Origin of the sequence: Anabaena sp. CCY 9402-a (assembly GCF_963920945.1) — a bacterium.
In the GTDB taxonomy this organism is placed as follows: domain Bacteria; phylum Cyanobacteriota; class Cyanobacteriia; order Cyanobacteriales; family Nostocaceae; genus Trichormus; species Trichormus minutissimus.
In genome coordinates, this window is record NZ_CAWUDL010000064.1 from 12636 (window position 1) to 38803 (window position 26168).

At 41.6% G+C, this 26168-nt stretch carries 24 protein-coding genes and 1 pseudogene; 18 read left to right on the forward strand and 7 right to left on the reverse strand.

All coding sequences use genetic code 11. The annotated features are described in order from the left end of the window. Window positions 1-12 precede the first annotated feature (12 nt). A complete protein-coding gene (gene map, locus ACM0OR_RS20840) occupies window positions 13-783 on the forward strand; it encodes a type I methionyl aminopeptidase (RefSeq protein WP_414578489.1) in 771 nt (256 codons plus the stop codon). Between the two features lie 49 nt (window positions 784-832). Here the strand turns inward: map and ACM0OR_RS20845 are convergent, their stop codons facing one another. Then, the gene (locus ACM0OR_RS20845) at window positions 833-2188 is read right to left on the reverse strand and encodes a pentapeptide repeat-containing protein (RefSeq protein WP_414578490.1); all 1356 of its coding nucleotides are present in this window, start codon (window positions 2186-2188) and stop codon (window positions 833-835) included. Between the two features lie 323 nt (window positions 2189-2511). On the opposite strand from ACM0OR_RS20845, the gene ACM0OR_RS20850 reads away from it, so the two are divergent. From ACM0OR_RS20850 to ACM0OR_RS20860, 3 genes are all read left to right on the forward strand, one after another. Beyond that, on the forward strand, window positions 2512-3255 hold the full coding sequence (locus tag ACM0OR_RS20850) for a tetratricopeptide repeat protein (RefSeq protein WP_414578491.1): 744 nt from the start codon (window positions 2512-2514) through the stop codon (window positions 3253-3255). Between the two features lie 104 nt (window positions 3256-3359). Next, window positions 3360-4238, forward strand: a complete 879-nt coding sequence (locus tag ACM0OR_RS20855) for an SDR family oxidoreductase (RefSeq protein ID WP_414578493.1) — start codon at window positions 3360-3362, stop codon at window positions 4236-4238. A gap of 46 nt (window positions 4239-4284) precedes the next feature. Continuing rightward, the gene (locus ACM0OR_RS20860; RefSeq protein WP_323265832.1) at window positions 4285-4590 is read left to right on the forward strand and encodes an urease subunit beta; all 306 of its coding nucleotides are present in this window, start codon (window positions 4285-4287) and stop codon (window positions 4588-4590) included. Between the two features lie 64 nt (window positions 4591-4654). Here the strand turns inward: ACM0OR_RS20860 and ACM0OR_RS20865 are convergent, their stop codons facing one another. Next, complete coding sequence (locus ACM0OR_RS20865) at window positions 4655-5032, reverse strand: GxxExxY protein (RefSeq protein ID WP_414578495.1); 378 nt, start codon at window positions 5030-5032, stop codon at window positions 4655-4657. A gap of 79 nt (window positions 5033-5111) precedes the next feature. Here ACM0OR_RS20865 and ureC point away from each other — a divergent pair, with 79 nt between their 5' ends. Both ureC and ACM0OR_RS20875 read left to right on the forward strand, forming a co-directional pair. Then, window positions 5112-6818 (forward strand): urease subunit alpha, encoded by a 1707-nt coding sequence (gene ureC / locus ACM0OR_RS20870; protein ID WP_414578496.1) that lies wholly within the window; start codon window positions 5112-5114, stop codon window positions 6816-6818. A 3-nt stretch (window positions 6819-6821) separates the two neighbouring features. Continuing rightward, window positions 6822-7775: a transposase gene (locus ACM0OR_RS20875; RefSeq protein WP_414578498.1), complete on the forward strand. Its 954-nt coding sequence runs from the start codon at window positions 6822-6824 to the stop codon at window positions 7773-7775. 5 nt (window positions 7776-7780) lie between these two features. On the opposite strand, the gene nadC is transcribed toward ACM0OR_RS20875, so the two are convergent. After that, entirely contained in the window at window positions 7781-8644 is an 864-nt protein-coding gene (nadC, locus tag ACM0OR_RS20880) for a carboxylating nicotinate-nucleotide diphosphorylase (RefSeq protein ID WP_414578500.1), read from the reverse strand. Window positions 8645-9028: 384 nt separating this feature from the next. Next, on the reverse strand, window positions 9029-9907 hold the full coding sequence (locus tag ACM0OR_RS20885; protein WP_414578501.1) for a spondin domain-containing protein: 879 nt from the start codon (window positions 9905-9907) through the stop codon (window positions 9029-9031). A gap of 301 nt (window positions 9908-10208) precedes the next feature. On the opposite strand from ACM0OR_RS20885, the gene ACM0OR_RS20890 reads away from it, so the two are divergent. The 11 genes from ACM0OR_RS20890 (at window position 10209) to ACM0OR_RS20940 (ending at window position 23402) form a co-directional block, all read left to right on the forward strand. Beyond that, entirely contained in the window at window positions 10209-11213 is a 1005-nt protein-coding gene (locus ACM0OR_RS20890) for a zinc-dependent alcohol dehydrogenase family protein (protein ID WP_414578503.1), read from the forward strand. Window positions 11214-11291: 78 nt separating this feature from the next. Then, entirely contained in the window at window positions 11292-13484 is a 2193-nt protein-coding gene (locus ACM0OR_RS20895; protein ID WP_414578505.1) for a pentapeptide repeat-containing protein, read from the forward strand. Between the two features lie 207 nt (window positions 13485-13691). Beyond that, on the forward strand, window positions 13692-15011 hold the full coding sequence (locus tag ACM0OR_RS20900; RefSeq protein ID WP_414578507.1) for an ABC exporter membrane fusion protein: 1320 nt from the start codon (window positions 13692-13694) through the stop codon (window positions 15009-15011). Window positions 15012-15020: 9 nt separating this feature from the next. Beyond that, on the forward strand, window positions 15021-16190 hold the full coding sequence (devC, locus tag ACM0OR_RS20905) for an ABC transporter permease DevC (protein ID WP_323265804.1): 1170 nt from the start codon (window positions 15021-15023) through the stop codon (window positions 16188-16190). Between the two features lie 13 nt (window positions 16191-16203). After that, entirely contained in the window at window positions 16204-16914 is a 711-nt protein-coding gene (locus tag ACM0OR_RS20910) for a DevA family ABC transporter ATP-binding protein (protein WP_323265803.1), read from the forward strand. A gap of 925 nt (window positions 16915-17839) precedes the next feature. Continuing rightward, window positions 17840-18664, forward strand: a complete 825-nt coding sequence (ntrB, locus tag ACM0OR_RS20915; RefSeq protein ID WP_414578509.1) for a nitrate ABC transporter permease — start codon at window positions 17840-17842, stop codon at window positions 18662-18664. Between the two features lie 85 nt (window positions 18665-18749). Next, window positions 18750-19577: an ABC transporter ATP-binding protein gene (locus ACM0OR_RS20920; protein WP_414578511.1), complete on the forward strand. Its 828-nt coding sequence runs from the start codon at window positions 18750-18752 to the stop codon at window positions 19575-19577. Between the two features lie 78 nt (window positions 19578-19655). Continuing rightward, window positions 19656-20942, forward strand: coding sequence for a CmpA/NrtA family ABC transporter substrate-binding protein (locus ACM0OR_RS20925; RefSeq protein WP_414578513.1), 1287 nt, complete (start codon window positions 19656-19658; stop codon window positions 20940-20942). Between the two features lie 109 nt (window positions 20943-21051). Continuing rightward, window positions 21052-21336, forward strand: a complete 285-nt coding sequence (locus tag ACM0OR_RS20930) for a type II toxin-antitoxin system RelE/ParE family toxin (protein ID WP_414578521.1) — start codon at window positions 21052-21054, stop codon at window positions 21334-21336. A 15-nt stretch (window positions 21337-21351) separates the two neighbouring features. Beyond that, window positions 21352-21660, forward strand: a complete 309-nt coding sequence (locus ACM0OR_RS20935; RefSeq protein WP_190707239.1) for a HigA family addiction module antitoxin — start codon at window positions 21352-21354, stop codon at window positions 21658-21660. Between the two features lie 116 nt (window positions 21661-21776). Then, window positions 21777-23402, forward strand: coding sequence for an alpha/beta hydrolase (locus ACM0OR_RS20940; RefSeq protein ID WP_414578516.1), 1626 nt, complete (start codon window positions 21777-21779; stop codon window positions 23400-23402). 55 nt (window positions 23403-23457) lie between these two features. Here the strand turns inward: ACM0OR_RS20940 and rsmD are convergent, their stop codons facing one another. Then, complete coding sequence (gene rsmD / locus ACM0OR_RS20945; protein ID WP_414578517.1) at window positions 23458-24039, reverse strand: 16S rRNA (guanine(966)-N(2))-methyltransferase RsmD; 582 nt, start codon at window positions 24037-24039, stop codon at window positions 23458-23460. Between the two features lie 97 nt (window positions 24040-24136). Then, a complete protein-coding gene (gene hisH / locus ACM0OR_RS20950) occupies window positions 24137-24772 on the reverse strand; it encodes an imidazole glycerol phosphate synthase subunit HisH (protein ID WP_190707247.1) in 636 nt (211 codons plus the stop codon). A 58-nt stretch (window positions 24773-24830) separates the two neighbouring features. On the opposite strand from hisH, the gene ACM0OR_RS20955 reads away from it, so the two are divergent. Next, the gene (locus ACM0OR_RS20955; protein ID WP_414578519.1) at window positions 24831-25364 is read left to right on the forward strand and encodes a peptidase C15; all 534 of its coding nucleotides are present in this window, start codon (window positions 24831-24833) and stop codon (window positions 25362-25364) included. Window positions 25365-25695: 331 nt separating this feature from the next. Here the strand turns inward: ACM0OR_RS20955 and ACM0OR_RS20960 are convergent. Next, window positions 25696-25941 (reverse strand): annotated as a pseudogene (locus ACM0OR_RS20960) (efflux RND transporter permease subunit); the annotation flags it as partial. Window positions 25942-26168 lie beyond the last annotated feature (227 nt).

The following is a 26168-nucleotide window of genomic DNA, read 5'->3' on the forward strand; positions in this document are numbered from 1 at the left end:
ATTAGATCCAAAATGAAAACTGAGACAATTGTTATTTTATCCCAACGCGAAATCGAAAAAATGCGGCAGGCGGGACGCTTGGCGGCTAAACTTTTGCAACATCTAGAACCATTCGTAAAACCAGGAGTCACCACCCTCGAACTTAACGAAGAAGCCGAACGGTGGACACAGGCGCACGGAGCAAAAAGCGCACCATTAGGTTATAAAGGTTTTCCGAAGTCAATTTGTACCAGCGTCAATGAAGTCATTTGTCATGGTATTCCCAACGCTAAACAGGTTCTCAAAGAAGGTGACATCATTAACATTGATGTGACACCAATTGTTGATGGTTATCACGGTGACACATCGAAAACTTTTATTGTTGGTACTGCTGCGCCAAAAGTACAACATCTGGTAGAAGTGACCCAAAAGTGTCTCTACTTAGGTATTGCGGAAGTCAAGCCAGGGGCGCGGATTGGTGATATTGGCGCGGCTATTCAAGAGTATGCGGAGGGAGAAGGTTTTTCTGTGGTGCGTGATTTTGTGGGACATGGTATCAGTCATATTTTCCACACTGCACCAGATGTTCCCCACTACGGTATACGGGACAAAGGCAAGCGTTTGCGTTCGGGGATGGTATTTACAATTGAGCCAATGATTAACGAAGGCACTTATGAAGTCGAAATGCTCAATGATGGTTGGACAGCTGTAACACGCGATCGCAAATTATCCGCCCAGTTTGAACATACCATAGTAGTTACAGAAGATGGCGTGGAAATCCTCACTCGCCCCGACGGTGATTAAATGAGTAATGAGTAAATACCCATTACTTCACTCAATAAATATTACCAACTTATCTTCCTAACTGATTAGGAATACCTTCACAACCGCCAGGAATCGTTCTTCTCGTTTTTTCGCCACCCCAAGCGCAGCAGTAATAACGAACAGATTCAGGCATTCTTTGAACATCGCTAAAATCAGCATTTTCAACCACCGCACCAGTGTATTCTCCTGTTTCATAGTCTGGTGGTTCAGTGCGACTACGGGGTGATGCTTGTGCCAATGCACCGTAAAATAGGCGCACCCCATTCAAGTCAGCCCCACTGAGATTGGCATCATATAAGATAGTACGAGAAAAGTTGGCTTTAACTAAATCACAACCACTGAGACTAGCGCGAACAAGATTGGCTTCACTGAGGTCAGTCCAGCGTAAATCTGTACCTGCAAGGTCGGCGGCGGCTAGCATCACACCTAAATCAATGACGCGTACACCCTCTAAGCGGTCTTCTGCGTAGCCGCCAACGCCGTTGAGAATGGCTCTACCTAGACGGCGATCGCGTTTTAGGGGTGTGAGTAACTTAGAACGGGACAAAAAACGCAGAATTTTAGCTTTACCACTACCATCAACACTACTAAAAATTGCCGCCGTCCGACCTTCGGCGATCGCTCTTTCTTGCGGCCAATCTTCTAATAATCCTTCTTCATCTAACACCAAGTCAGAAACCCCTTGGAAGTAGGAATCAATGGTTTGTTGTTGGGTAATAATATTTTGCTGAACCGTCAACAGGTTTTGCTGAATTGTCAAGTCTTTGGAAATTACATATTGTCGCCACGCCACATAAACAGCAATGATCGCAATCAAAATTTGACCCAAAGCCCCAAACCACTCCGCCAGAGTTCCCGACGCATCCCAATTGATTCGCCGTCCCCACAGCAGTAAGCGATCGCCCAATCCGGAAAACTTTAAACCACCAATGAATGCTACTATTAGCCCTACCGAGCCAATAAATATGGTTTTATCTTGACCAGAAAACCACGAATTGACTACATATTGCAACCAAGGAAAGAGTATCACCAAAGATAACAGCAACGTCCCCAACGTCCCCACCATACCGATAATCCAGTTATTGAGGACAAAGCCGAGGAGAGTCAGAGCGATCGCCGCTACAGTTATTAACAATGCTCTCGGCTTAACTTTTAATTGAGGTTTTGGGGTGGTTGAGAAACTAGAACGGGCTTGTTGCAAGGCGGCTGTATTTTGCGGAGATTGCAAAGACGAAATCGCCGCTAAAGCTTGTTGTGCAGCTAGTGTTCCTGGCGTGAGGTGATTTTCACCTGCTCTAGCACCATCAAAGTCATCTGGTTGCGATTCATGTTCAGGTATAGATTTTGGGGTTGGTGGTTTGGGGGAATTAGATTCAGTCGTCATGTTTTCTATTTTGCCCCAGTAGTCTCAATTACCCAACGGATTGACCATAAAAAATTCACCATATATACAACATAGGGGTTATGGGGCATGGAAAATTAACATTACTACTGCGATCAGCTACGCTGGGCGGTTACGCCATCGCTAGCAAAATTTGATTTCCTCAACAAAATATGTTAGTCTTGTTAGACATTTTTAACAAATTTTTCAAAGCAACGTAAAGTGTCAAAACATATACAAAACTATCTAAAATCATTCGTGATAGTTAATACGATTAGAAAAGATGGGTAGTTTTAACATTGTTTTATGAGTTCTGTGGTTACAGTATGGTCTTTTGGCGCAGCTTAGTTGCCTGTGGTTTTATTACTTTCTTCACATTTGGGTGTAGTGATGGGATAAACTCATCAACAACTAATACCAAGGAAGTAGTCAAAAAGATTAATGTTTCCCGGCTATTTACAGAAGCAAAGGATAGCCAAAAGGCAGAACAATTATTTGTTGAAGGAAATATTTTATTAGATGCACAACGCTATCAAGATGCTATAGCGATGTATGAGCAAGCGATCGCCATCAAAGCAGAAAATGGAGATATTTGGATTAATCGGGGTAACGCCCTAGCATCGTTGCAAAAGTATAAAGATGCACTCTCATCCTACGACAAAGCGATCGCTCTCCAGCCAGAGAAAGATGAGGCTTGGTATAACCGAGGTAACGTGTTGATGACCTTGCAAAATTATCAAGGTGCAGTAGCAGCATATGACAAAGCGATCGCCCTCGCACCAAAAAAAGCCGCCGCCTGGATTAATCGCGGGATTTCCCTAACAAAGCTGCAACGCTATCAAGAAGCTTTAAAGTCTTATGAGCGAGCGATCGCCATCAAACCAGATAAACCAGAAGTCTATTACAATCAAGCTTGTACCTATGCCTTACAAAGCAATGTAGAATTAGCCACTGCAAATTTGCAAAAAGCTATACAACTTGATGCTGATAAGTACCAACAGTTAGCAAAAATTGACCCAGATTTTGATAAAGTGCGTAGTAATAAGCAATTTCAGGAATTGATGCAGTAGGTAAGAGGAGCAGGGGGAGCAGGGGGAGAAAAATACAATGCCCACCCACTCATTACTCATTACTCATTACTCATTACTCATTACTCAGCACTCATCACTTTCCAATGAAAAAACTTTTAATCACGGGAGCAAGTGGTTTTTTGGGATGGCATCTTTGCCAAATAGCTAAACAAAATTGGCAAATTTATGGAACTTATTATTACCATAATATAGCAATTTCTGGGATTAACTTAATTAAATTAAACTTAACAGATTTTGCTGAATTGAAGCAGGCATTTAGGGAAATTCAACCGGATGCAGTCATTCATACAGCAGCGCGATCGCAACCAAACTTTTGTCAAATCCATCCCCAAGAATCACACTTAATTAATGTGACAGCATCTAGTAATATTGCGGGACTTTGTGCAGATTATGCTATTCCCTGTGTCTTCACATCAACTGACTTAGTTTTTGATGGGTTAAATGCGCCTTATAAAGAAACAGATGCGGTGTGTCCTGTTAATATTTACGGTGAGCAAAAAGTATTAGCAGAAATACAAATGTTAGAACGCTATCCCATGACAGCAGTGTGTCGGATGCCATTAATGTTTGGTAATGCTACCCCCACAGCTAAAAGTTTTATTCAGCCATTTATTGAAATTTTAAACCAGAGACAAGAACTAAATTTATTCATCGACGAATTTCGCACCCCAACCAGTGCTAAAACTGCGGTACAGGGGTTATTATTAGCCTTAGAAAAAGTTAACGGTATTATTCATTTAGGCGGCAAAGAAAGGATTTCTCGCTATGATTTTGGGCGGCTTTTGGTAGATGTTTTCCAACTTCCGGCAATTGGACTTAAAGGTTGTCGTCAACAAGATGTGCAAATGGCAGCACCAAGACCCGCAGATGTATCTTTAGACAGTTCCAAAGCTTTTATTTTGGGGTATCAACCTAAGTCTATCAAAGAAGAGTTAGAGGAATTAGCTTTGCTGATATCTTGATTTCGGATAAAATTAACTATCACGTAATACCATTGCAAATACTATGATGATACCAGGGGAAATTATTACACCTGCCGGAGAAATTGAACTTAATGCTGGTCGTCAAATTGTGAAATTGTGCGTAGGGAATACAGGCGATCGCCCGATTCAAGTTGGTTCACATTTTCATTTTTATGAGGTGAATAATGCGCTTAATTTTGATCGAAAACAAGCATTGGGAATGAGGTTAGATATTCCAGCCGGAACAGCAGTGCGGTTTGAACCGGGGGATGAGAAGGAGGTGAGTTTAGTTCCTTTAATTGGGAGTCGTCAAGTTTATGGGTTTAACGGGAAGGTGAATGGGAAATTATAACGCATTCGCCTTTAGGCGTTCCCGCAGGGTAGGGGCGCGGAGGTTTACGCAGAGGTGCGCAAAGTTAGAGTTTGTTGGCTACTCGTTTGATGCCTTCTTTGAGGTGGAGGACGTTAAAGTTGAGGAGGAGGCCGAGTTTACATTGGGTAAGTTTCAGGTACGTGAGAAGTTGTACCGCGTGGATGGGTTTGAGAGATTCTACAGATTTGACTTCAATCACTACCTTATTTTCAACTATCAAATCCAAACGATAGGCACAATCTAATTGCACCTCTTTATACACAAGGGGTAATGGAATTTGCCTACCAACTCTAAATCCTTGCTGCTGCAACTCATAACACAAACACTCCTCATAAGCCGACTCCAACAACCCCGGACCCAACGCCGTATGCACCCGCATTCCACAACCAATAATCATCCCACTCAAATCATTCTCATCCATACTCCGCGACCCTCTGCGCTTCCCTCCGCGCCTCTTTGCGTTTAAACTCAATTCTAACCCCACTTCCAAAAAATGTAATATGCCTTACAAAATATCTCGCCGCGCCTACGCAGAAACCTACGGCCCCACAGTAGGCGATCGCATCCGCCTAGCTGATACAGAATTATTTATACAAGTAGAACAAGACTTCACTACCTACGGCGACGAAGTGAAATTTGGCGGCGGTAAAGTCATCCGCGATGGGATGGGACAATCCCCTATTTCCAATGCAGATGGTGCAGTAGATTTAGTCATTACCAATGCTTTGATTCTCGATTGGTGGGGAGTAGTCAAAGCAGACATCGGCATTAAAGACGGCAAAATATTTAAAATTGGGAAAGCCGGGAATCCATATATTCAAGACAATATCGATATTATTATCGGCCCAGGTACAGAAGCCTTAGCCGGGGAAGGAATGATTCTCACGGCTGGCGGTATCGATAGCCATATTCATTTTATCTGTCCGCAGCAGATTGAAGTTGCGATCGCCTCCGGTATCACTACCATGATTGGCGGTGGTACAGGCCCCGCTACAGGAACTAACGCCACCACCTGCACCCCCGGCCCCTGGAACATTTACCGAATGCTACAAGCGGCTGATGCTTTCCCCATGAACTTAGGCTTTTTAGGTAAGGGAAACACCAGCCAACCCCAAGGCTTAATCGAACAAGTTTTAGCTGGTGCAATGGGGTTAAAGCTACATGAAGACTGGGGAACAACCCCCGCTACCATTGATACCTGTCTCAGTGTCGCCGATGAATATGATGTGCAAGTGGCAATTCACACCGACACCCTCAACGAAGCCGGATTTGTCGAAGATACCATCGCCGCCTTTAAACATCGCGTCATTCACACTTATCACACTGAAGGCGCAGGCGGTGGACACGCACCAGATATTATCAAAGTCTGCGGTGAACCCAACGTCCTCCCATCTTCCACCAACCCCACCCGTCCCTATACCCTCAACACCTTAGATGAACACCTAGATATGTTGATGGTATGTCATCACCTCGACCCCAGCATCGCCGAAGATGTCGCCTTTGCCGAGTCCCGCATCCGCCGGGAAACCATCGCCGCCGAAGATATTCTCCATGATTTAGGCGCGTTTAGCATGATTGCATCCGATTCTCAAGCAATGGGAAGAGTAGGTGAAGTAATAATTCGCACTTGGCAAACAGCCCACAAAATGAAGGTGCAACGGGGAAGGCTTGCAGGTGATGGAGAAGCAGATAATCTGCGGGCTAAAAGATATGTTGCCAAATATACGATTAATCCAGCCATTACACATGGTATTGCTGAATATGTCGGTTCGGTAGAAGCAGGTAAACTTGCAGATTTATGTTTGTGGAGACCAGCATTCTTTGGTGTGAAGCCAGAGATAGTTATTAAAGGCGGGATGATTGCATGGTCACAGATGGGAGATGCAAACGCCAGTATACCCACACCCCAACCTGTACATATGCGACCGATGTTTGGTAGTTTTGGAGGCGCGAAACACGCCACATCTTTAACCTTTGTTTCCCAAGCGGCTTTAGCTAGAGGAATTCCTAGCCAGTTGGGTTTAAAGAAATCAGCCGTAGCGGTTTCTGGGACACGTCAATTAACTAAACAGGATATGAAGTTAAATGATGCTTTACCTCATATCGAAGTAGATCCAGAAACCTATGAAGTCAAAGCCGATGGCGAATTGCTAACCTGTGAACCCGCCACAGTTTTACCAATGGCGCAAAGATACTTTTTGTTTTAGTCAATGACAGAATCAACAACCGATTACGATAGTCCTTGGAAAGAAGTCATTGAGTTATATTTCCCTAACTTTCTGGACTTCTTTTTCCCCCAAGCTTACGGAGAAATCGACTGGACACAACCTTACGAATTTCTCGACACCGAACTACAACAGCTAGAACCTGATGCAGAAATCGGACGGCGTTTAGTCGATAAAGTTGCCAAAGTTTGGTTACTCAATGGTGAAGAAGCTTGGGTATTAGTTCATGTGGAAGTTCAAGGAAAATATGACCGCCAATTCGCAGAACGGATGTACATCTATAATTACCGCTTATTTGACCGTCACAAAAAGCGCGTCATTAGCTTGGCGGTTTTAGCTGATGACCAACCAAATTGGCGACCTAATAGCTACAGCTATCAACTAGGTGGATGTTGTGTGAGTTTAGAGTTCCCCATAGCGAAATTGTTAGACTTTGAAACAACTTGGGAAACCCTAGAACAAACCACCAACCCCTTTGGGATAATTGTGATGGCGCATCTCAAAACCAAAGCGACCCAACGCAACCCAGAAAGTCGGCTACAGTGGAAATTAAGCATAGTTAGAAGTCTATTTTCCAGGGGATATAGCCGAGAAGATATTCAGGAATTATTTCGGTTTATCGACTGGGTGATGGTTTTGCCAAGGGAATTGGCATTAGATTTTAAAATGGAAGTCAGAAGTTACGAGGAGGTACAGAGAATGCGATACGTAACCAGTATTGAACGACTAGCAAAAGAAGAAGGGATTGTTCAAATGGGTAGAGAGAATTTGATTGCTATTTTAGAAACGAGATTTGGAGAAGTGCCAAACTCTATTGTGGAAGCCATTAATGAAATTAATGATCCATCGTTGCTGAAGACACTGCTGAAAAGCGCGATCGCAATTCCAACAACTACAGAATTTCAGCAAGTATTAGATAATCTTACTGCTGGAGAATGAATTGATCACATTTTCATACTTAAATCTAACCACTTCGATTGAGTAATCGGCGCACTACTGGAAATATAGTCAACACCTGTCTCAGCAACAGCGCGAATAGTTTCTAAAGTCACATTCCCAGAGGCTTCTATTTTTACCCGTCTATCCTGCTGACGAATTAACACCACTGCTTCCCGCATCATATCTAAGGGCATATTATCTAACATAATAATGTCGGCTTGATGCTCCAAAGCGTCTTTCACCTGTGCTAAATTTTCCGTTTCTACTTCTATTGTCAAAGGATAGGGAATTTTGGCACGAATCCGGGTTATAGCTGCTGCAATTCCCCCAGCCGCCGCAATATGGTTATCTTTAATCATCACTGCATCGTCTAACCCCATGCGGTGATTAATTGCACCACCCACAGCAGTTGCGTACTTTTCTAACAATCTTAATCCGGGTGTGGTTTTGCGGGTATCTACCAACTGTGCAGGTAAATCGGCAATTTGTTTTACATATTGATTAGTTAAGGTAGCAATTCCACTCAAACGCATCCCTAAGTTCAACGCTACCCGTTCCCCCATCAGCAACGCATCCAATGAACCGTGAATTTCCGCTACTAGTTGTCCTGGTTCACAGAATGCACCTTCATCAGCAGCCACTACAAAACTAACTTTCTCATTCAATAGCTGAAATACCCTAGCTGCTACAGGTAAACCAGCAATTATTCCTGGTGCTTTTGCTATCCATTTAGCCTTACCTGGAGTGACATCTGCGGCTAATAGACTATTTGTAGTGCGATCGCCTCTACCAATATCTTCTAACAACCAGCTTTGTAATAGCTGGTCTAACACAATAAATGGGGGTAGCATAGCAGTTAAATGGTTCATGTAGGGAATAGGGGACAGGTGACAGGGGACAGGTGACAGGTGACAAGTGACAGCGAAGAGAGAAGAAGTAGTGTTTCTTTTATATGTTGCTAGTACGTAGCTGCGCTAAGTGGAGGCTTACAAGAAATTATTATTATCTTTACAAAAAAATCTTGTTACCAAAACTGTTACGAGCGTGTCATCACTAGTCAGTTACTCTATCATGATATTTAGTTAAGCTCCTCACACCACACTAAAAACCGTAAAACTATAATTTCATATAGTTTTACGGTTTTTTTATCACAAATCTAGAACCCCACTTTTTCAAAGAAAGCGGGGTTCTGTATAGCTAAACTACCCTTAACTGAACAGTATTGGAATTTAAGCGAAAAAATGAGATGAAAATCAGAGCATTCGTTTAACTCTATCTGTTTCCTCAATTCCTAAACTGAATTGCTTACGAAAACGATACCCCATCCATAACAAACCGCCAGTAATTAACAACCCAGCCGTATTACCTGGTTCTGGCACTTGTTCAATTTTAATCCGCGCTACTTGGTAGCCTGAAGTTGTAAAGTCTGCGTTAGGAAAGGCGGATAAGATATTTCCACCAGGAATAAAGCCAGGATGTAGACGAACTACGCCATTTTCTGTCACCCCAGTGTTAGGTGTTGTTTGTCCGAGAAGTGCAGTATTACCAGGAATTTCATCGTTGACTTCCGTCCCTGCATCCCAAATATTGTTACCAGAAACTATAAAATCAGCACCGATAAATTTGCCTGCATCGTCAAAAATTTTGAAAGTTAGTGGATTACCATTGGCAATAAAGGCATCATTGCTAGGAACAATCATGGCAGCATAACTAAAGTAGTGACTGCTAGCCAGACCACTATCAACCTCAAATATTCTCGAAGCGATCGCACCTGGAGGAATAACAGGCGGTGAGGTAGGACTGATACCTGGCCCGAAGATTGTCCCCTCAATTAGTCCAGTACCACTAGCTAAAAATTGATTGGCTATTGGTGCTGTACTCCCATCCTCGGCTAACCGTTCGAGACTGCTAGAAGCAACCTCACCAGAATTAAAAATATCGAAGTTACCGTCATGAAAGCCTACCCATAATGGCGTGACGACAACGCCCTGTTGTGGTGCTAAATTCTCAACAGTGACTTTTAATGTGCCGGCTGTTGCTGCTGATGTCATAGTTAAAGCTGAGAATACACCAAAGGCCATAGTGACAATGCTTTGATGATTCAAAAAAGCAGCAAGATGCTGATTATTCATGGTTTCCTTGTAATAATCTTCTGTTAGTGCAGAGTTAATCCAAAAATTGCCAAAATTCTCTTCAATAAAAGGAAAATTTGGTTGCTAAGTTACGGCTTCATTTACTCATGGCAAGATGAGTTCTAGCTGAGAAACTTCTGAGAATTGGCTAGGTAAGCTTGATTTCACCAACATTGTCAATAATACAAGTGCGATCCGCTACCCCCCGCCTTTTCCTGACGGCGATCGCCTTTTACCTTCCTAGTTACGCTAAATTGACAAATAATGAGTGTGCATCTAGCTTCAACTGGGAGGAAAAATCGTGAAAGCAGTTTTAATCACAGCACCAGGTAGTCCAGAGGTTTTGCAATTACAGGAAGTGCCAAAACCTACTGTATTAGGTAGTACAGACTTATTAGTCCGCTTGGTAGCAGCTGGAATTAACCCCATTGACACTAAACTACGACAACGAGGCACTTTTTACCCCGATCAAATGCCAGCAATTTTAGGGTGTGATGGTGCAGGTGTAGTGGAAGCAGTCGGCGACGGCGTAAAACGGTTTCGTCCAGGTGATGCAGTCTATTTCTGTAACGGTGGCTTAGGCGGACATCAAGGTAATTATGCTGAGTACACTATTATAGATGAACGCTTTGCAGCCCATAAACCAGAGTCCTTAACCTTTGCTGAAGCCGCCGCCGCGCCTCTAGTTTTAATCACCGCTTGGGAAGCTTTATATGAACGGGGAAGATTAGAACCTGGAGATAAAGTTTTAATTCATGCAGGTGCTGGTGGAGTTGGCCATGTAGCGATTCAACTGGCAAAACTCAAAGGCGCGACTGTCTCCACTACTGTTAGTTCTGAAGAAAAGGCACATTTCGTCAGAGAACTTGGTGCTGATCATGTAATTTTGTATAAACAAACAGATTTTGCCCAAGCTGCCTTAGATTGGAGTAACGGCGAAGGTGTAGACTTAGCTTTTGATACCGTTGGCGGTGCAACTTTTCATCAAACCTTTTCGGCTGTGCGAGTCTATGGCGATATCGTTACTATTCTTGAACCCAAGGCCGATACTGTTTGGAGAAGTGCCAGAAATCGCAACCTCCGCGTCAGTTTCGAGTTAATGCTGACACCGATGTTACTTGGCTTAGTAGAAGCACAACAGCATCATGCGGAAATCTTGGCAGAGTGTGCAGATTGGATTGATCAAGGTAAATTAAAAATTCACGTCAGTCACAAGTTTCCTTTAGAAGCAGCTGCTCAAGCTCATCAGTTACTTGAAGAGGGTGGAATTGTGGGTAAAATTGTTCTGCTGATCAGCAATGATTGAAGAAGGGAGTGGCAATGGGAAAGGGAGACAAGGCAGATGGGAAAGAACCAATGACTAATGACTAATGACTCATACCCAATGTCCCATTCCCTATGGTGGAGACAAGCTACTTTACTAATTATTTTGTGTGCGTTGTTAGTATTATTAATTCCCCTACCCGCGTGGGCAGTACCAACACAACTAGAACGCACACCATTAACTTTAGAATTGTTGCAAGAACGACTACATAATCCTACTCTCCGAGAAGGTAATTTAACTGTAGATTTGCGACAAATGGTAATTGATTTGCGTCCCGAAAATGCTAGTTTTCGTGATGCTTTTTATCAATTGCTGCGAAAAGAACTGCAAAAAACTGGAGCAAAACCTTTAGGCTTAGACTTGAGCTATTCTCTAGTTCAAGGTGATTTTATTGGCAGTGATTTGGGTTTAAGAACGCCTTTATACGCCCAAGCCATTGCTCCCATTTTTACTGCCACTGAGCAAGCACAATTAGAACAGTTACGTTTAGTTTGCTTGCAATCTTTAACGGTGACTTTAATCAACTCTAAAGATTGTCGTTCACTTTTAGATACTCAATCAACAGCGTCTAGCGAAGTGACAGTTTTTCGTGGTGCTTTGACATTCACTCAAACTCGTTTCAATGGAGAAGTAAGATTTCCTAATACATTTTTTCTCCAATCTGTAGATGCTCAAAATGCTGTTTTTCTGCAAATTGCTAACTGGAGTGAAACTAGATTTAGTCGCCTTGTAAGTTTTTATAATTCCAGTTTCCGCAAAACGAGTGATTTTCGCAGTAGTATTTTTTTTGATAAAGCTAATTTTAAACAAACCCAGTTTCTCGAAAATGCTGATTTTCAAGGTAGCTTTTTTGATAAAAATGCCAATTTCAATCAAGCTATTTTTAAACAGTTAGCTAGATTTAATAATATTCAATGGCAAGAGAATGCTGATTTTTCTGATGCGAAATTTACAAATCAAGCCCAGTTTACTAAATCAAGTTTTAATCAGTTCCTATTTTTAAAAGAGGCAACTTTTGAGCAAGCTGTCATATTTAGAGAGGTGCTGTTTAATCAACCTGTAGATTTGCAGAATGCTAGTATTCTCAACCAAGCTGATTTTAGTGATGCCCTATTTGCCAAGGAAGCATTTTTAAATGTCCCTGGGATTACGTTTAATTCTAATCAAGCAAAAATATTAGGTAATCCTGGGCAGATTGGGAAAATGTTTAGTGTCCCCACTTTACAAGGAAATCAAAATATTTTGCGAAATTTGGGACAGAATTTCCGTCAACAACAGCAAGTAACTGATGCTAACCAAATAGAGTACACCAAACAACAATTAAGACTGCAAGAATTAAGCCATGAGTTATTAGGGATTAATATTAATAATGCACCTGTGGTAAGTTTGATCAGACTGGGTTTTTCTCACATTCAAGCAGAAGCGATCGCCCAACGCCGAATCATTAAACAATTTCGCAACACCAACGAACTATTAACCTTAGTAGATATCGATTTAGCCACCTACAACCAACTCAGCGATCGCCTGATAGTTTCCGAACCCCTGGCTATTGGTAGTTGGTTGCTAGAAGCTTGGGCTTGGTTAGCATTGAGTGTATTGTTACTCTTAAGCGGCTATGGGACAAACTTCTGGCTAGTCTTTGGTGTGGGGGGAGTGGCGATCGCTTATTTTGGTGTACTATTTTGGCTAGTAGATCGCTTTCGTCGTCTGCATCCCGTCCCCATCATTCCCACCTACTATGAAACTGTTGCCATCTTTATTAGTTTTAGTGGGTTAACATTCTTGAGCTTATTAGCCATTTTCCGCAATGCTGCCCAACCTTGGCTCACTCTGGGATGCCTAAGTATAATTATCGTCCCCATACCCTTAATTTTACTGATCCGCCTCTATCAACAGGGACGCTATCACGACTTAATGAATATTTCTTACTTAAGCGAAGACGGAACATTTCGACAGTTGCGATTATTAATTGGTCGTTTACCCGTGATTCCCAGAAATCAAGTATTTCGGGAACGATATATGCCCCTATTATGCGATCGCCGTTGGAATTGGCTGAACTACTATGACTTTAGCCTCAACAATCTAGTTAAGTTAGGGTTTAACGACATTCGCCTCCGAGATGAACAACTACCGGGAATAATTTCTACCCTAGCTTGGTATCAATGGAGTTTAGGGGTACTCTATATCACCCTAGTTTTATGGACACTCTCCCGCACTATTCCCGGCTTGAACTTATTGATTTATCTCAAATAATTTCCAGATTCTAGGACTGATGCAATGGCAATAACGGTAAGGGTTTAGGGATAAATTACTGTGCTAATTGCATAAATTCCTCAAGTGCCTCTGATAAATTAACAAAGTTTCAAATCAGGCAAACCCTCACACTAATTCTCTCAAAAACATGACGAATTAGTATAAATGCTACCGCCAAATGATATTTTTTAAACTCAGGTAGTAAAAATGAAATCCCAACTCATGTTTAAATCTCTGAATCGGGGAACTACTGCTCTCATAATCATTTCTGCTGTAGCAACTGGTGCTATTACCACTTACTCTGTTCTCAGTTTGCAGTCGGCAAATTCTAGATCAACATCAACTACCGTCAATACAAAGATTAATGATATTGGTGCTATTGCTGCTACAGGGTATTTAGAACCTCAAGATAAAGTAATTACAGTATCTGCTCCTGCTTTTCAAGAAGGGGCAAGAGTTACGGAACTGTTGGTGAAACGAGGGGATAAAATTAAGTCTGGCCAAGTCATTGCGATTTTAGATAGTCGCGATCGCCTGCAAGCATCTCTTAGACAAGCACAAGTGCAGGTGAAAGTTGCCCAGGCTCGTCTACAGCAAGTCAAAGCTGGTGCGAAAAGGGGTGAGATAACGGCTCAAGATGCCAGATTTGAAGGCACACAGGCCGAGTTAAAAGGACAAATCGCTACCCAAAGGGCAACTATTGCCAGCTTAAAAGCTAAGTTACAAGGGGAAAAAATTGCCCAAGAAGCAACGATTGAGCGCATTAAAGCTGAGTTGCGAAATTCCCAAACAGATTGTGAACGCTATCAGAATTTATATCAAGATGGGGCGGTAGCAGCTCAACAGCGTGATAGTTTTTGTCTCCAGCAGGATACTACTCAAGAACGCCTGAAGGAAGCACAAGCCAATCTCAGCCGCATTGTGAGTTCCTATCAAGAAGATATTGAAGAAGCAACAGCTAACCTCCGTCGCACAGTAGCCACGAATCAAAAGCAGATTAAAGAAGCAGAAGCAACTCTGGATTCTATTGCAGAAGTTCGTCCTGTGGATGTGCAACTAGCACAAATGGAAGTCGCAGCTACACAAGCTACTGTGCAACGAGCTAGGGCAGATTTAGAGTTAGCTTATGTGCGATCGCCTAGAGATGGTCAAATTCTCCAAATTCATAGCTGGCCTGGTGAATTAATTGGCAATCAGGGAATTGTTGACTTAGGAAACACTGACCAAATGTATGTCACAGCAGAAGTCTATGAAACCGACATCGCTCAAGTCAAGATAGGTCAAATAGCCACAATTAAGGGTGATAGAGTCATCGGTGAGCTACAAGGAACAGTAGATGAAGTCGGGTTGCAAATTGGCAAAAAAGATGCACTCGGTACTGACCCAGTTGCCGATGCAGATGCCAGAGTAGTTGAAGTGAAAATTCGTCTTGATGCAGAAGCTAGTCAGCGAGTTGCCGGATTAACTAATTTGCAGGTAAAAGTGGTAATAAACACATCCAATTCTCCAGAAAGCACTAGCAATTAGCAAGAAAATATGTTTAGCAAACTACCTACAGCCTGGTTACAACTTAGATACCAAAAAACTCGATTAATTGTGGCACTTTCAGGAGTTATATTTGCAGTTATTATTGTATTTATGCAACTGGGTATTCGAGATGCTTTATTTGATAGTGCTGTGCGTTTACATCAAGGGTTACAAGGTGATTGCTTTTTAATCAGTCCCCGATCTACATCTTTAGTGGCGATGGAAAGCTTCCCCCAAAGGCGATTAACTCAAGCTTTAGCATTTGATGAGGTGGAGTTTGTTAATCCTATTTATTTAGGATTTGTGCAGTGGAAAAATACTGCAACTAGAGATTCTTGGCGGAATATTTTTGTAATTGGTTTTGAACTGCAAGAGCAAATATTTGATTTTCCAGGAGTTGCAGAAAATTTAAACATTCTCAAACTACCTGATATGGTTTTATTTGACCGTAGTTCTCGCGCTGAGTTTGGCCCTATTGTTGCAGAATTTGAACAGCAGCGCGATATTACAGCAGAAGTTAGCGATCGCGGCCCCAATCGTAAAATTCAGGTAGGTGGATTATTTGAGCTAGGAGCATCTTTTGGTTCTGATGGTAACTTAGTTACTAGCCATCTGAATTTTCTGAGGATTTTTAGTAATAGGCAACAAGGCTTCATTAATATTGGTCTGATTAAATTAAAACCTGGCAATAATGCTGATGCCTTTGTCAAGAAATTGAAAGATTTTCTACCAAAAGATGTGAAAGTTTTCTCGAAAGCCGAGTTAATTGCTTTTGAAAAAAACTATTGGCAAAGTAGTACAGCAATTGGTTTTATATTTAATTTAGGTGTAGGACTGGGAATTATTGTAGGTATAGTAGTTGTTTATCAAATTCTTTATAGCAATGTTTCTGAACATCTAGCACAATATGCCACCCTGAAAGCAATGGGATATAGGCATAATTATCTGTTGTCTATGGTGCTTCAACAAGCTTTATTTATTGCATTTTTAGGTTATATACCAGGTTTTATCCTCTCTATAATCCAGTATGAATTTGCTAAAAAAGCGACCTTGCTGCCGATTGAAATGAGTTTTTCACGAGCGATATTTGTGATGTTAGCAACCGTCATTATGTGTTTTATTTCTGGCGCTACGGCGGTAGGCAAGCTAAAATCTGCTGATCCGGCTGATATTTTTTAAGGACTATATATTTATGCAACCTGTAATAGATATTAGTAATCTCAACCATTATTATGGCAATAGTTCCTTAAAAAAGCAGGTATTATTTGACATTAATCTAGCAATAGATTCGGGCGAAATTGTCATTATGACTGGCCCCTCTGGCTCAGGCAAAACTACTTTATTATCATTAATTGGTGCTTTGCGTTCAGTCCAAGAGGGAAGTTTAAAAATTTTAGGTCAAGAAATGAATGGCGCGAATGAAGAGAAAATGGTGCAAACTCGTCGCCATATTGGTTATATCTTCCAAGCTCATAATTTATTGCCATTTATGACTGCTAGACAGAATGTGCAAATGTCCATTGAGCTACATGAAAATATTAGCTCAATGGAAGCACGTACCAAATCTGAAGCCATGCTGCAAGCGGTAGGTCTAGGTGAGCGTGTTGATTACTATCCCGATAACCTTTCTGGAGGACAAAAACAACGGGTAGCGATCGCTCGTGCTTTAGTCAGTCACCCCAAGTTAGTTTTAGCAGATGAGCCAACAGCTGCATTAGATAAAAAAACTGGTCGAGATGTTGTAGACCTGATGCAGCATTTAGCAAAAGAACAAGGATGCACTATTTTGTTGGTGACTCACGATAATCGGATTTTAGATATTGCCAATCGCATTATTCATATGGAAGATGGTCAACTAGGCCGCAAAAATGACCAACAGAGTGCAAGCCTAGAAATCAAATAAATTTTCTCATAGACATCTGGTGAAAAAGTAGAGACGTAGCATTGCTACGTCTCTAACGGTTTATGGATAACGCATATTTCATTTTTGGAGATGTCTAGTAGTTCATCAAGTTTGAATTGATGGATAAGCTTTTTTTGTAGTAAGGACTAAAGTCCTTACTACAAACCATCAAAACTAACTTGACACAGGACTAGCAGGACTAGTCTGTCAGTATGGCGCGATCGCATCGCTGAACGTCCCGCAGTTGCTCAAGGTATCACTATCCATCAAAGACGTAGCATAGCTCTACTTTCCTAGAGGGAAACCGCGAAAAAAATTATACCCCCAGTCCACACTATTACAGATAGGGGCTGGGCTTTATATTGTGATGTACTAACTATTTCAGTTAATACGAAGATTATTCTTCGGTTGACGTTAGGAAACATAGACCAAGCTATTGTATAAGTCCCTAACAAAACTAAGTAGAACAGGGTAAATAATTAAAGGTTTGTAGTAAAAACTTTAGTTCTCTCTGCGTTCTCTCCGTTCCCTGCGGGACGCTCCGCGAACAAAAAAGGACTAAAGTCCTCTCTACGAGACGCTACGCGAATACTACGAACTCAATCTTAGTTTTTTTACATTACTTAACATAGTTTGGTGTTTTCAAGTTGTTCTACTTAACTCATATCAAAGGGTTTATAAATGTTAGACGCAAAGTATATGTAAACTAACTGCATAAATCACCAACTAATATCTGATAAATCTATAACAGCAGAAATTCCGCCCATAAACACACATTCAGATATCATCAATATCACTTATTAACTTTGCTAATCGCAAATATGACAAATGGATAGGATATCTAGTTATCATTGCCGTTGATTATCAAAAATGCCAAGATTGTTATTAATTTTAATAGCTAGTAAAACGCAGGTAATTTAATTATATGGTGATACGCTCTAGAAGACCACTCGCTCAAAGTCCAAAAACGAAGCAACTTTTTTGGCGAATCCTCCAGCAAATCTTTGCCCCGTTATGCGGTATTGCTAGTATTTTAATACTTTGGCATTTGATGAGCCTTACTCCTGATACCTCTTTACCTTCTCCTGTTGCAGTTATCAGGAATACTTGGGAATTGATTATTGACCCATTTTTTAATAAAGGTGGATTAAATAAAGGCTTCTTTTGGTTGATTCTTGCTAGCCTCAAACGAGTCACTTTTGGTTATTTGATAGCTGTAGTTATTGGCATTCCCATTGGCTTTTTGATTAGCCTCAATAAATTTTTAAAACAAGCTATAGATCCCGTCATCCAGATATTGCGCCCTGTTGCACCTCTAGCTTGGCTACCTTTAGCCCAGGCTATATTTCTGAAACCAAATCCATCGGCTATTTTCGTAATCACCATTACTGCTATTTGGCCGATTATTCTCAATACAGCTTTGGGTGTACAAATGATTCCCAAAGATTATACTAATGTCTCAAAAATTTTAGGACTCTCATTTTTTGAGAACTTTTACAAAGTCCTGCTCCCTGCAACACTACCTTACATTTTTACTGGGTTAAGAATTGCTATTGGTCTTTCTTGGTTAGCCGTTGTTGCGGCGGAAATGTTACTCGCCGATGATGGACTAGGCTTTTTTATTGTCGATGCCTACAACAATTCCAATATTAGTGAAATTATATTGGCAATCATCTATCTGGGTGTAGTTGGTCTGGTACTAGACAAAATGATGGCTTATATAGCTTTCAAAGTTACACCACAAGAATAGTCATTAGTTATTCTCCTCTGTCAACTGTCACCTGTCCCCATCCATTAATTTAATTGTGTACCACGATTTATTAGGAGATACTCCAATGCAGAATTTCGTCAAGATTCACAACATCAATAAAGAATATCGTGCGCCCAACGGTGATAGAAACATCATTCTCGAAGATATCAATCTAGAAATTAAGCAAGGAGATTTTATTTCTCTAATTGGTCATTCTGGTTGTGGTAAGTCAACATTGTTGAATATTATTGCTGGGATGGATAAAGCTTCACGGGGTTATGTGGAAGTAGACGGTACACGAGTACAGCGTCCAGGATCAGATCGGATGATGGTATTTCAAAACTATTCGTTGTTACCTTGGTTAAGTGCTTGGGATAATGTGGCTTTAGCTGTTAATAAAGTGCTATCTCACAAACCAAAAGTTGAACGCGATCGCATCATTGCTACTCACTTAGAAATGGTAGGTTTAAAAGATGCAGCCCGCAAAAAACCAGGACAACTTTCTGGGGGGATGAAACAAAGAGTCGCCCTCGCCCGTGCTTTAGCAATTAAACCCAAACTATTACTATTAGATGAACCATTTGGGGCTTTGGATGCCCTCACCCGCAAAACGCTACAAGCGGAGTTGATGGATATTTGTAATCTGGCTGATATTACAACCATTATGGTGACTCATGATGTTGATGAAGCACTGTTACTTTCCGATCGCGTGGTGATGTTGAACAATGGCCCGGCGGCTACTATTGGTCAAATTTTAGATGTCCCCTTTGGCCGTTCTCGTATTCCATCAGAAATTGTAGATAATCCCCTATATCATGATCTACGCCACGAATTGCTAAATTTTTTGCACCATCAGCAGCAAGCACAATATAGAAAAGTTGAAAAGATGCCGCTTGTGCAATCTGCGGCTTGAAAAAGACAGGAAAATTGACACTCCCCGCCATAAATCGACGGAGATTATTGGGCTAATCACTTTTACAGTAATTTAGATATGACAAAGTTTACTAGAAGAAATTTTATAGCGACTGGTGGTGCAGCGTTTTTATCTACAACTCTGAGTCATCATTCTGCGGCTATCCCATCTAATGCGAGTTTGTATGCTGGGAATGGTGATGCACCAGAAGTCACAGGGGCAAAACTAGGTTTTATACCAGTGACTAGTGCTTGTCCCTTGATTGTGGCTAAAGCTAAGGGCTTTTTTGCCAAGCATGGAATGCCTAATGTTGAGGTGTTAAAACAACCTTCTTGGGCGGTGATGCGCGACAAACTGATGTTAGGTTCAGGTAATGAAGGATTGGATGGCGCACATTTGCTGTTTCCTATGGTGCATTTGATGGCTACTGGGGAAATTAGCTATGGGCGTAAAGTTCCGATGTATATTTTGGCTCGGTTAAATCTTAACGGCCAGGGTGTTTCTGTCACCAATGCTTATCAAGATTTAAAACTTGGGCTAGATAGTTCTTCACTCAAGTCGGTGTTTGCTAAAAAAAGTTTAGGTGGGGAAAATGTGCGCTGTGCTATACCCTACCGCCGGGTGACAGGTGACTTTTTCATGCGTTGGTGGTTAGCTTATGGTGGGATAGATCCAGATAAAGACGTGTCATTGATTGTAGTTCCACCACCGCAGATGGTAGCGAATATGCGGGGTGGCTCAATGGATGCTTTTTGTGTGGTAGATCCTTGGCATCATCGCTTGATTAAACAAGGGATTGGTTATTCTACAGTTACTAGTGGTGAGTTATGGAACAATCACCCAGAAAAGGCTCTGGGAGTGCGTGCTGAATGGGTAGATAAATATCCGAAAGCAGCAAAAGCTTTATTAGCGGCAGTATTGGAAGCGCAAATGTGGTGCGATCGCCCGGAGAATAAAGCAGAACTCTTTCAGATTTTATCGCAACGCCAGTGGATTGGAGTACCTAATGAATTTTTGCGCGATCGCCTCTTGGGTAAATTTGATTATGGCAATGGACGCGTAGTCGAAAATAGCCCCCATGCGATTAAATTCTGGCGGGAAAATGCCTCCTATCCTTATAAAAGCCATGACTTGTGGTTCTTCATTGAAGATATGCGCTGGGGTAATCGCCCCAAAGATTTTAATCCCCAACCAATCATCGATGCCGTCAACCGGGAAGATTTATGGCGAGAAGCCGCCAAACTCATCGGACAAGAAAAAGCCATCCCCGCTAGCACATCACGCGGTGTAGAAAAATTCTTTAACGGCTTAGAATTTGATCCCCAAAATCCCCAAGCTTATCTCAATGCTCCCAAAATTCAGTAGGTTAAGGGGTACAAGGGAAGACGATGCTGTTGGCGAAATATAACTTAATGGGAGTTCGCCTTGAAGTGTATACTAACGTTTGACGATAGTAACGCAAAACGATAGGATTGTGATTGTTAGTTTTAAATCTGAAGAGACAAAGCTGATCTTTGACGGCTTTACATCTTCTCAGTATCCGCCCAATATCCAAAAAACTGCTTTACGAAAATTACTTATCCTTGATGCAGCAACGTCAATTAGCGATTTGCGCATTCCGCCTGGTAATCGCTTAGAAAAGCTAGTCGGCGATAGGAAAGGACAGTACAGTATTCGTATTAACGATCAATGGCGAATCTGCTTTGTTTGGACGGATGAAAATAATGCTTCGGAAGTTGAAATAGTAGATTACCACTGACGCAGATCAACAATTATGAACAACAACCGCCTACCAAATATCCATCCTGGGGAAATCCTACAACTAGAGTTTTTAGAGCCACTAAATATCACCCCTTATCGATTGAGCAAAGATATAGGTGTATCTCAGACGCGAATTAGTGAAATTTTATCTGGAAACCGCAGTGTTACAGCAGATACAGCTTTGCGTTTATCTCGCTATTTTGGTAACAGTCCTCAGTTTTGGTTGAATTTACAAACGCAATACGATTTACGTCAAGCTCTTGAAGAGAATGCAGAAGTTTACAATCAAATATCTAAACTTCCAGTTAATGATGTAGCCTGAATTGGTCAAGCAAAATTTTAAATCTTATGGGGTGTTTCAATACCCTACTCTCAACCAGTAGCTATATACACTAATATTCGCTATATTCCCCTAGGTAGCTATTGGTGAGGATTGGTATGGGAAGACGTGGAAAAAGTCTTAAACTGGTTGCTGGTTTCTTGAGTGCGCTGGCTGTAACACAGTTTTTTGGTGTCAACACCTCTGCAAAGGCGGCTGATACGGTGGTGGTGCGTTATGGTTTGTTTGCAGAATCAATTCCTCTGGCTGATTTGCAAACCGCCGCTACAACCGGAGAGTTTCCCAGCAGTTTAAATACATTTACTAAGCAGTTATCTGAACAGCAACGTCGCTCTCTTTTGGGGATGTTGAGAATGAGAATACCTCTAAATGTGGTGACTCTGAGTAGGTTACTTAATACACAGATAGGTACAACTATCCTCAACGACCTCTCGAAGGCTGTAGTTCGCAAAGATCAAGCGGGTACAGAAGCTTTAAGAGCTGGGTTGGTACTAGGCTCTAATTCTTCCCAGGGTCTATCTGTACTTAGTTTTATTGCTGCTTATCCAAGTCAACGCTTGGAAATTAATGTACCCCAGGCGTTTGCAGTGATGGGAAGCTTGAATAATGCTTTTTGGCGTACCCAGCAGTTCATGTTTTCCCTGTCTCCCCAACTTGTACCTAAACCTTCCCAAATTAATTTACCCTTTGACCCCAGCCAACCAGGTAGCGCGTCTGTACAAGTGCTGAAGTTGAATTTTAATGATCAAACGCGGACTCGGAATATTCCTGTTGATGTTTACTGGTCAACTGCGGCCAATGCCAACAAACCTCTAATTGTATTTACTCATGGTTTGGGATCAATTCGCACTGATTTACGCTATTTAGCAGAACATCTGGCTTCCCACGGTTATATAGTTGCAGCTTTAGAACATCCTGGTAGTAATCAAACCAATGTTGATTTAGCTATTCAAGGTAAAACCAGAATTGTTCAACCCCAAGAATTTTTAGAACGTCCTAAAGATATTAGTTTTGTTTTAGATGAGTTAGCAAAGGTTAATCAAACAGCAGGTAATTCTCTAGAAGGGAAACTAGCAACTAATAATGCGATGGTGGTGGGCTATTCTTTTGGTGGTGGGACGGCTTTAGCACTGGCTGGAGGCGAATTACAACTAGCCGGACTCAAGCAACGGTGTCAGAGCAAGTTAGCTACTTTCAGTATTGGGGAAACTATCCAATGTATTGCCCAAGAATTGCCCGAAAATACCTATCAACTGCGGGACAATAGAATTAAACAAGCGATCGCTCTTAGTCCGACAACTTCATTGATTTTTGGTGACACTGGTTTAACTAAAGTACAAGTACCTACCTTAATTTTGGCTAGTTCCGCAGATAAAACCACCCCGGCTTTAACTGAACAAATCATGGGATTTAGTAAAATTCCCTCTCCCAAATGGTTAGCGGGTGTGATTGGTGGTACGCATTTAAGTGTCAAAGACCCCAGCACTACTTTAGATCAAGCAGATAAACCCAATACACCCCTAAGTGGTGGTGAAATTGTCGGTGAACAAGCTGCTGATGTGCGAAAATTTGTGCAGGCGATCGCTTTAGCAATGGCAGCACAACTCACACCAGAAGCTGAGAAATACGCGATTTTTCTGACTCCAGATTATGCTCAGGTAGCCTCTACAAAGGTCTTTCCTTTCCGCATAGTTAGAGATATTCCGACCCCTGTCTTTAAGTAATAAGTAATAAGTAATAAGTAATGGGATTTACTCATTACTCATTACTCATTACTCATTACTCATTTAATCCCGACTCCCGACTCTCCACTACCTCATCCATAATTCTGTAAAAAGTCAGCGCGGTGTTACCGTAAACCTTTTCACGACAAATTTCCCAATTGGGAATTACTATGTCTGTCCACCCTTGAGGATTATGCTCAACAGCGATTTCACCATTGGGATCTAATAATTGATAGTGAGCGATCGCTTCTAATACCTGCTGATATAATCCACTAGCATAGGGTGGGTCAAAATAAATTCTGTCAAACGACTGCCCTGATAAGTGCTTTAGCTGCTGGATAACATCGCCGCGCAATACTTGCCATTTTTGATTTGACTGTGCCACTGTCTGCCAGTTTTGTTGAATTACAGCACAGGCGCGGCTTGATTTTTCAATTCCGACTACCAACCTGGCTTCTCGACACAAAGCTTCTGCACCCATTGAACCCGTACCGGTGCATAAATCCAGCCAGCGACAACCTGATATTTCTCCCTGCCAAATATTAAAAACTGCTTCCCTCACCCGCGCACTGGTGGGTCGGGTTTCTTGTCCTGGTAAGGTTTTAATTTGGCGATTCCCGTAAATTCTTAGACTCATTAGTCAATAGTTATTGCTCACTGGTCATTAGTCATTAGTCTGTAGCAAAACGAATGACAAAGGACAAATGACAAACCCTAAAATTTCCATTTAAATATTATGCGGCGATTTTTTCCCGTACTTGCGAAACGAAATTAGACAAGATTTGCAACCCAATGTTAGAAGATTTTTCCGGGTGAAATTGTACTGCCATCAGGTTTTCATGGGCAATAGCAGCTGTAATGGTTTGCGTACCGTGGGTAACGGTTGCAGCCCGGATTTGCGCCTCAATAGGGTCAACATAGTAAGAATGCACAAAATATACCCAAGGTTGAGGGGGTAAATGCTCCCACAAAATACTTTTTGGTTGAGTGAATTGCAGCTGATTCCAACCCATGTGGGGAATTGTAATTCCAGGTTCGTGGACAAACCGCCGCACTTTTCCCCGCACAATTCCTAGTCCTGGTTGAGTTCCTTCGGCACTGGATTCAAAGAGAATTTGTAGTCCTAAACAAATGCCTAAGAAGGGTTTGCCAGATGCGATTGTATCTTTAATCGGTTGTTCTAAATCTCGCTCGCGGATATGTTGCATTGCGGGATCAAATGCTCCTACTCCTGGCAAGACAACGGCATCTGCTTGAGCTAATTCCTTGGGGGAATGAGTAATTTTAGGAGTCGCTCCAGCTTTTTCTAACCCCTTACAAACAGAATGCAAATTTCCCATGTCATAGTCTACAACCGCAATAACTGGCATCGACTTTCTCCTTGTAAATTATTTATGGAGGGTTTTTCTATTCTAAATAATATTTTCCATGAAGAAAAGAATACTATTAACTTCTTTTGACACTTGGCTTGATGATCAGCACTCAAATTCTTCTGATGATTTATTATTTGAAGTCTCTAAACTTGACTCACTCCCCTATGATTTAAAATTTTTGCGCCTGTTACCTGTAGATATCGAGCTTGCTAGTTATCGGGTGATGGCAAAAATAGAGACATCTCCACCAGATTACATCGTCTGTTGTGGCATGGCTGCTAGTCGGCAAAAATTAAGTCTAGAACTTGGTGCTAGGCGTGGAGAAAGCTTTTTACAGACAACAATTGATGTCAAACAATTAGTCTCAGGAGCAAAGGTAACTGATATTAGTGACGACTGCGGTAAATTTGTTTGTGTTCGCGTAGCGTCTCGAAGAGAGGGACTTTATTATTCTGTACTGAACTACTTAGAACAAAATAAACTGGCAACGCATTGTATATTTGTTCATGTTCCAGTTTTAAATCAAGAAAATTTTATAGAGATTTTGACAGATTTCTTATTAATTATTAACAATTTGGCACTTTTATAAATCGCTAGCGTCAAAGCGGGAGCAGGGTAGACAAGGGAAATTATATTGACTATCGGGACTTAAACATTTTTGAGTCATAAAAAAGCCTCAAACTCATACAGGGCATTCTTGTGTTCGCGTAGTGTTCCCGCAGAGTAGCAAAAATCCCCCAGCTAGAAGCCGTGGGGATTTTCAACCTGAGAATGTAAAGATGTTGTTATAGTAACAATCACAACATCTTTAGACCTCATCTTTAGACCTCTTGCAAAAGTCATGATGATAGCGTCCTTCTTTGCGCCTTTGCACCTTTGCGCGAAACAAAAAAAATATATATACAAGAGGTCTATTGTTATTAGTTTGACCATGTTTGGTTAATCAAAACGGGTTTCTGTTGAGGCATTAATTGTTTGCCAAATTTGGCGTAGAGAGCAGGAATAACCAACAAAGTCAAAGCTGTAGAAGTAAATAAACCGCCTAAAACTACAATTGCCAAGGGTTGCAGAATTTCATTTCCAGCTCCACTGGCGATCGCCAAAGGCAGCATCCCCAATGCTGATGTGAGTGCCGTCATCAGAATGGCGTTCACTCGTTCTAGAGAAGCGTCCTTTGGTAACAGCGATTAGTTCGCCTTTGGTCGCGCCGGTGGTGACTTCTACTGGCTCATAAAAATTCTCGTACTGCACAAAGACTATCTGTTTACCGTTGGCATCAACTAACTGGAGTTTAGACTAAATCGGTCATGTTCAAGAAAAAAAGGGAGTCTGATTGAATAAGTAGCTAAACAAAATTAATTACATAGTTTGTACCAAACTCTCGAAGAATCTT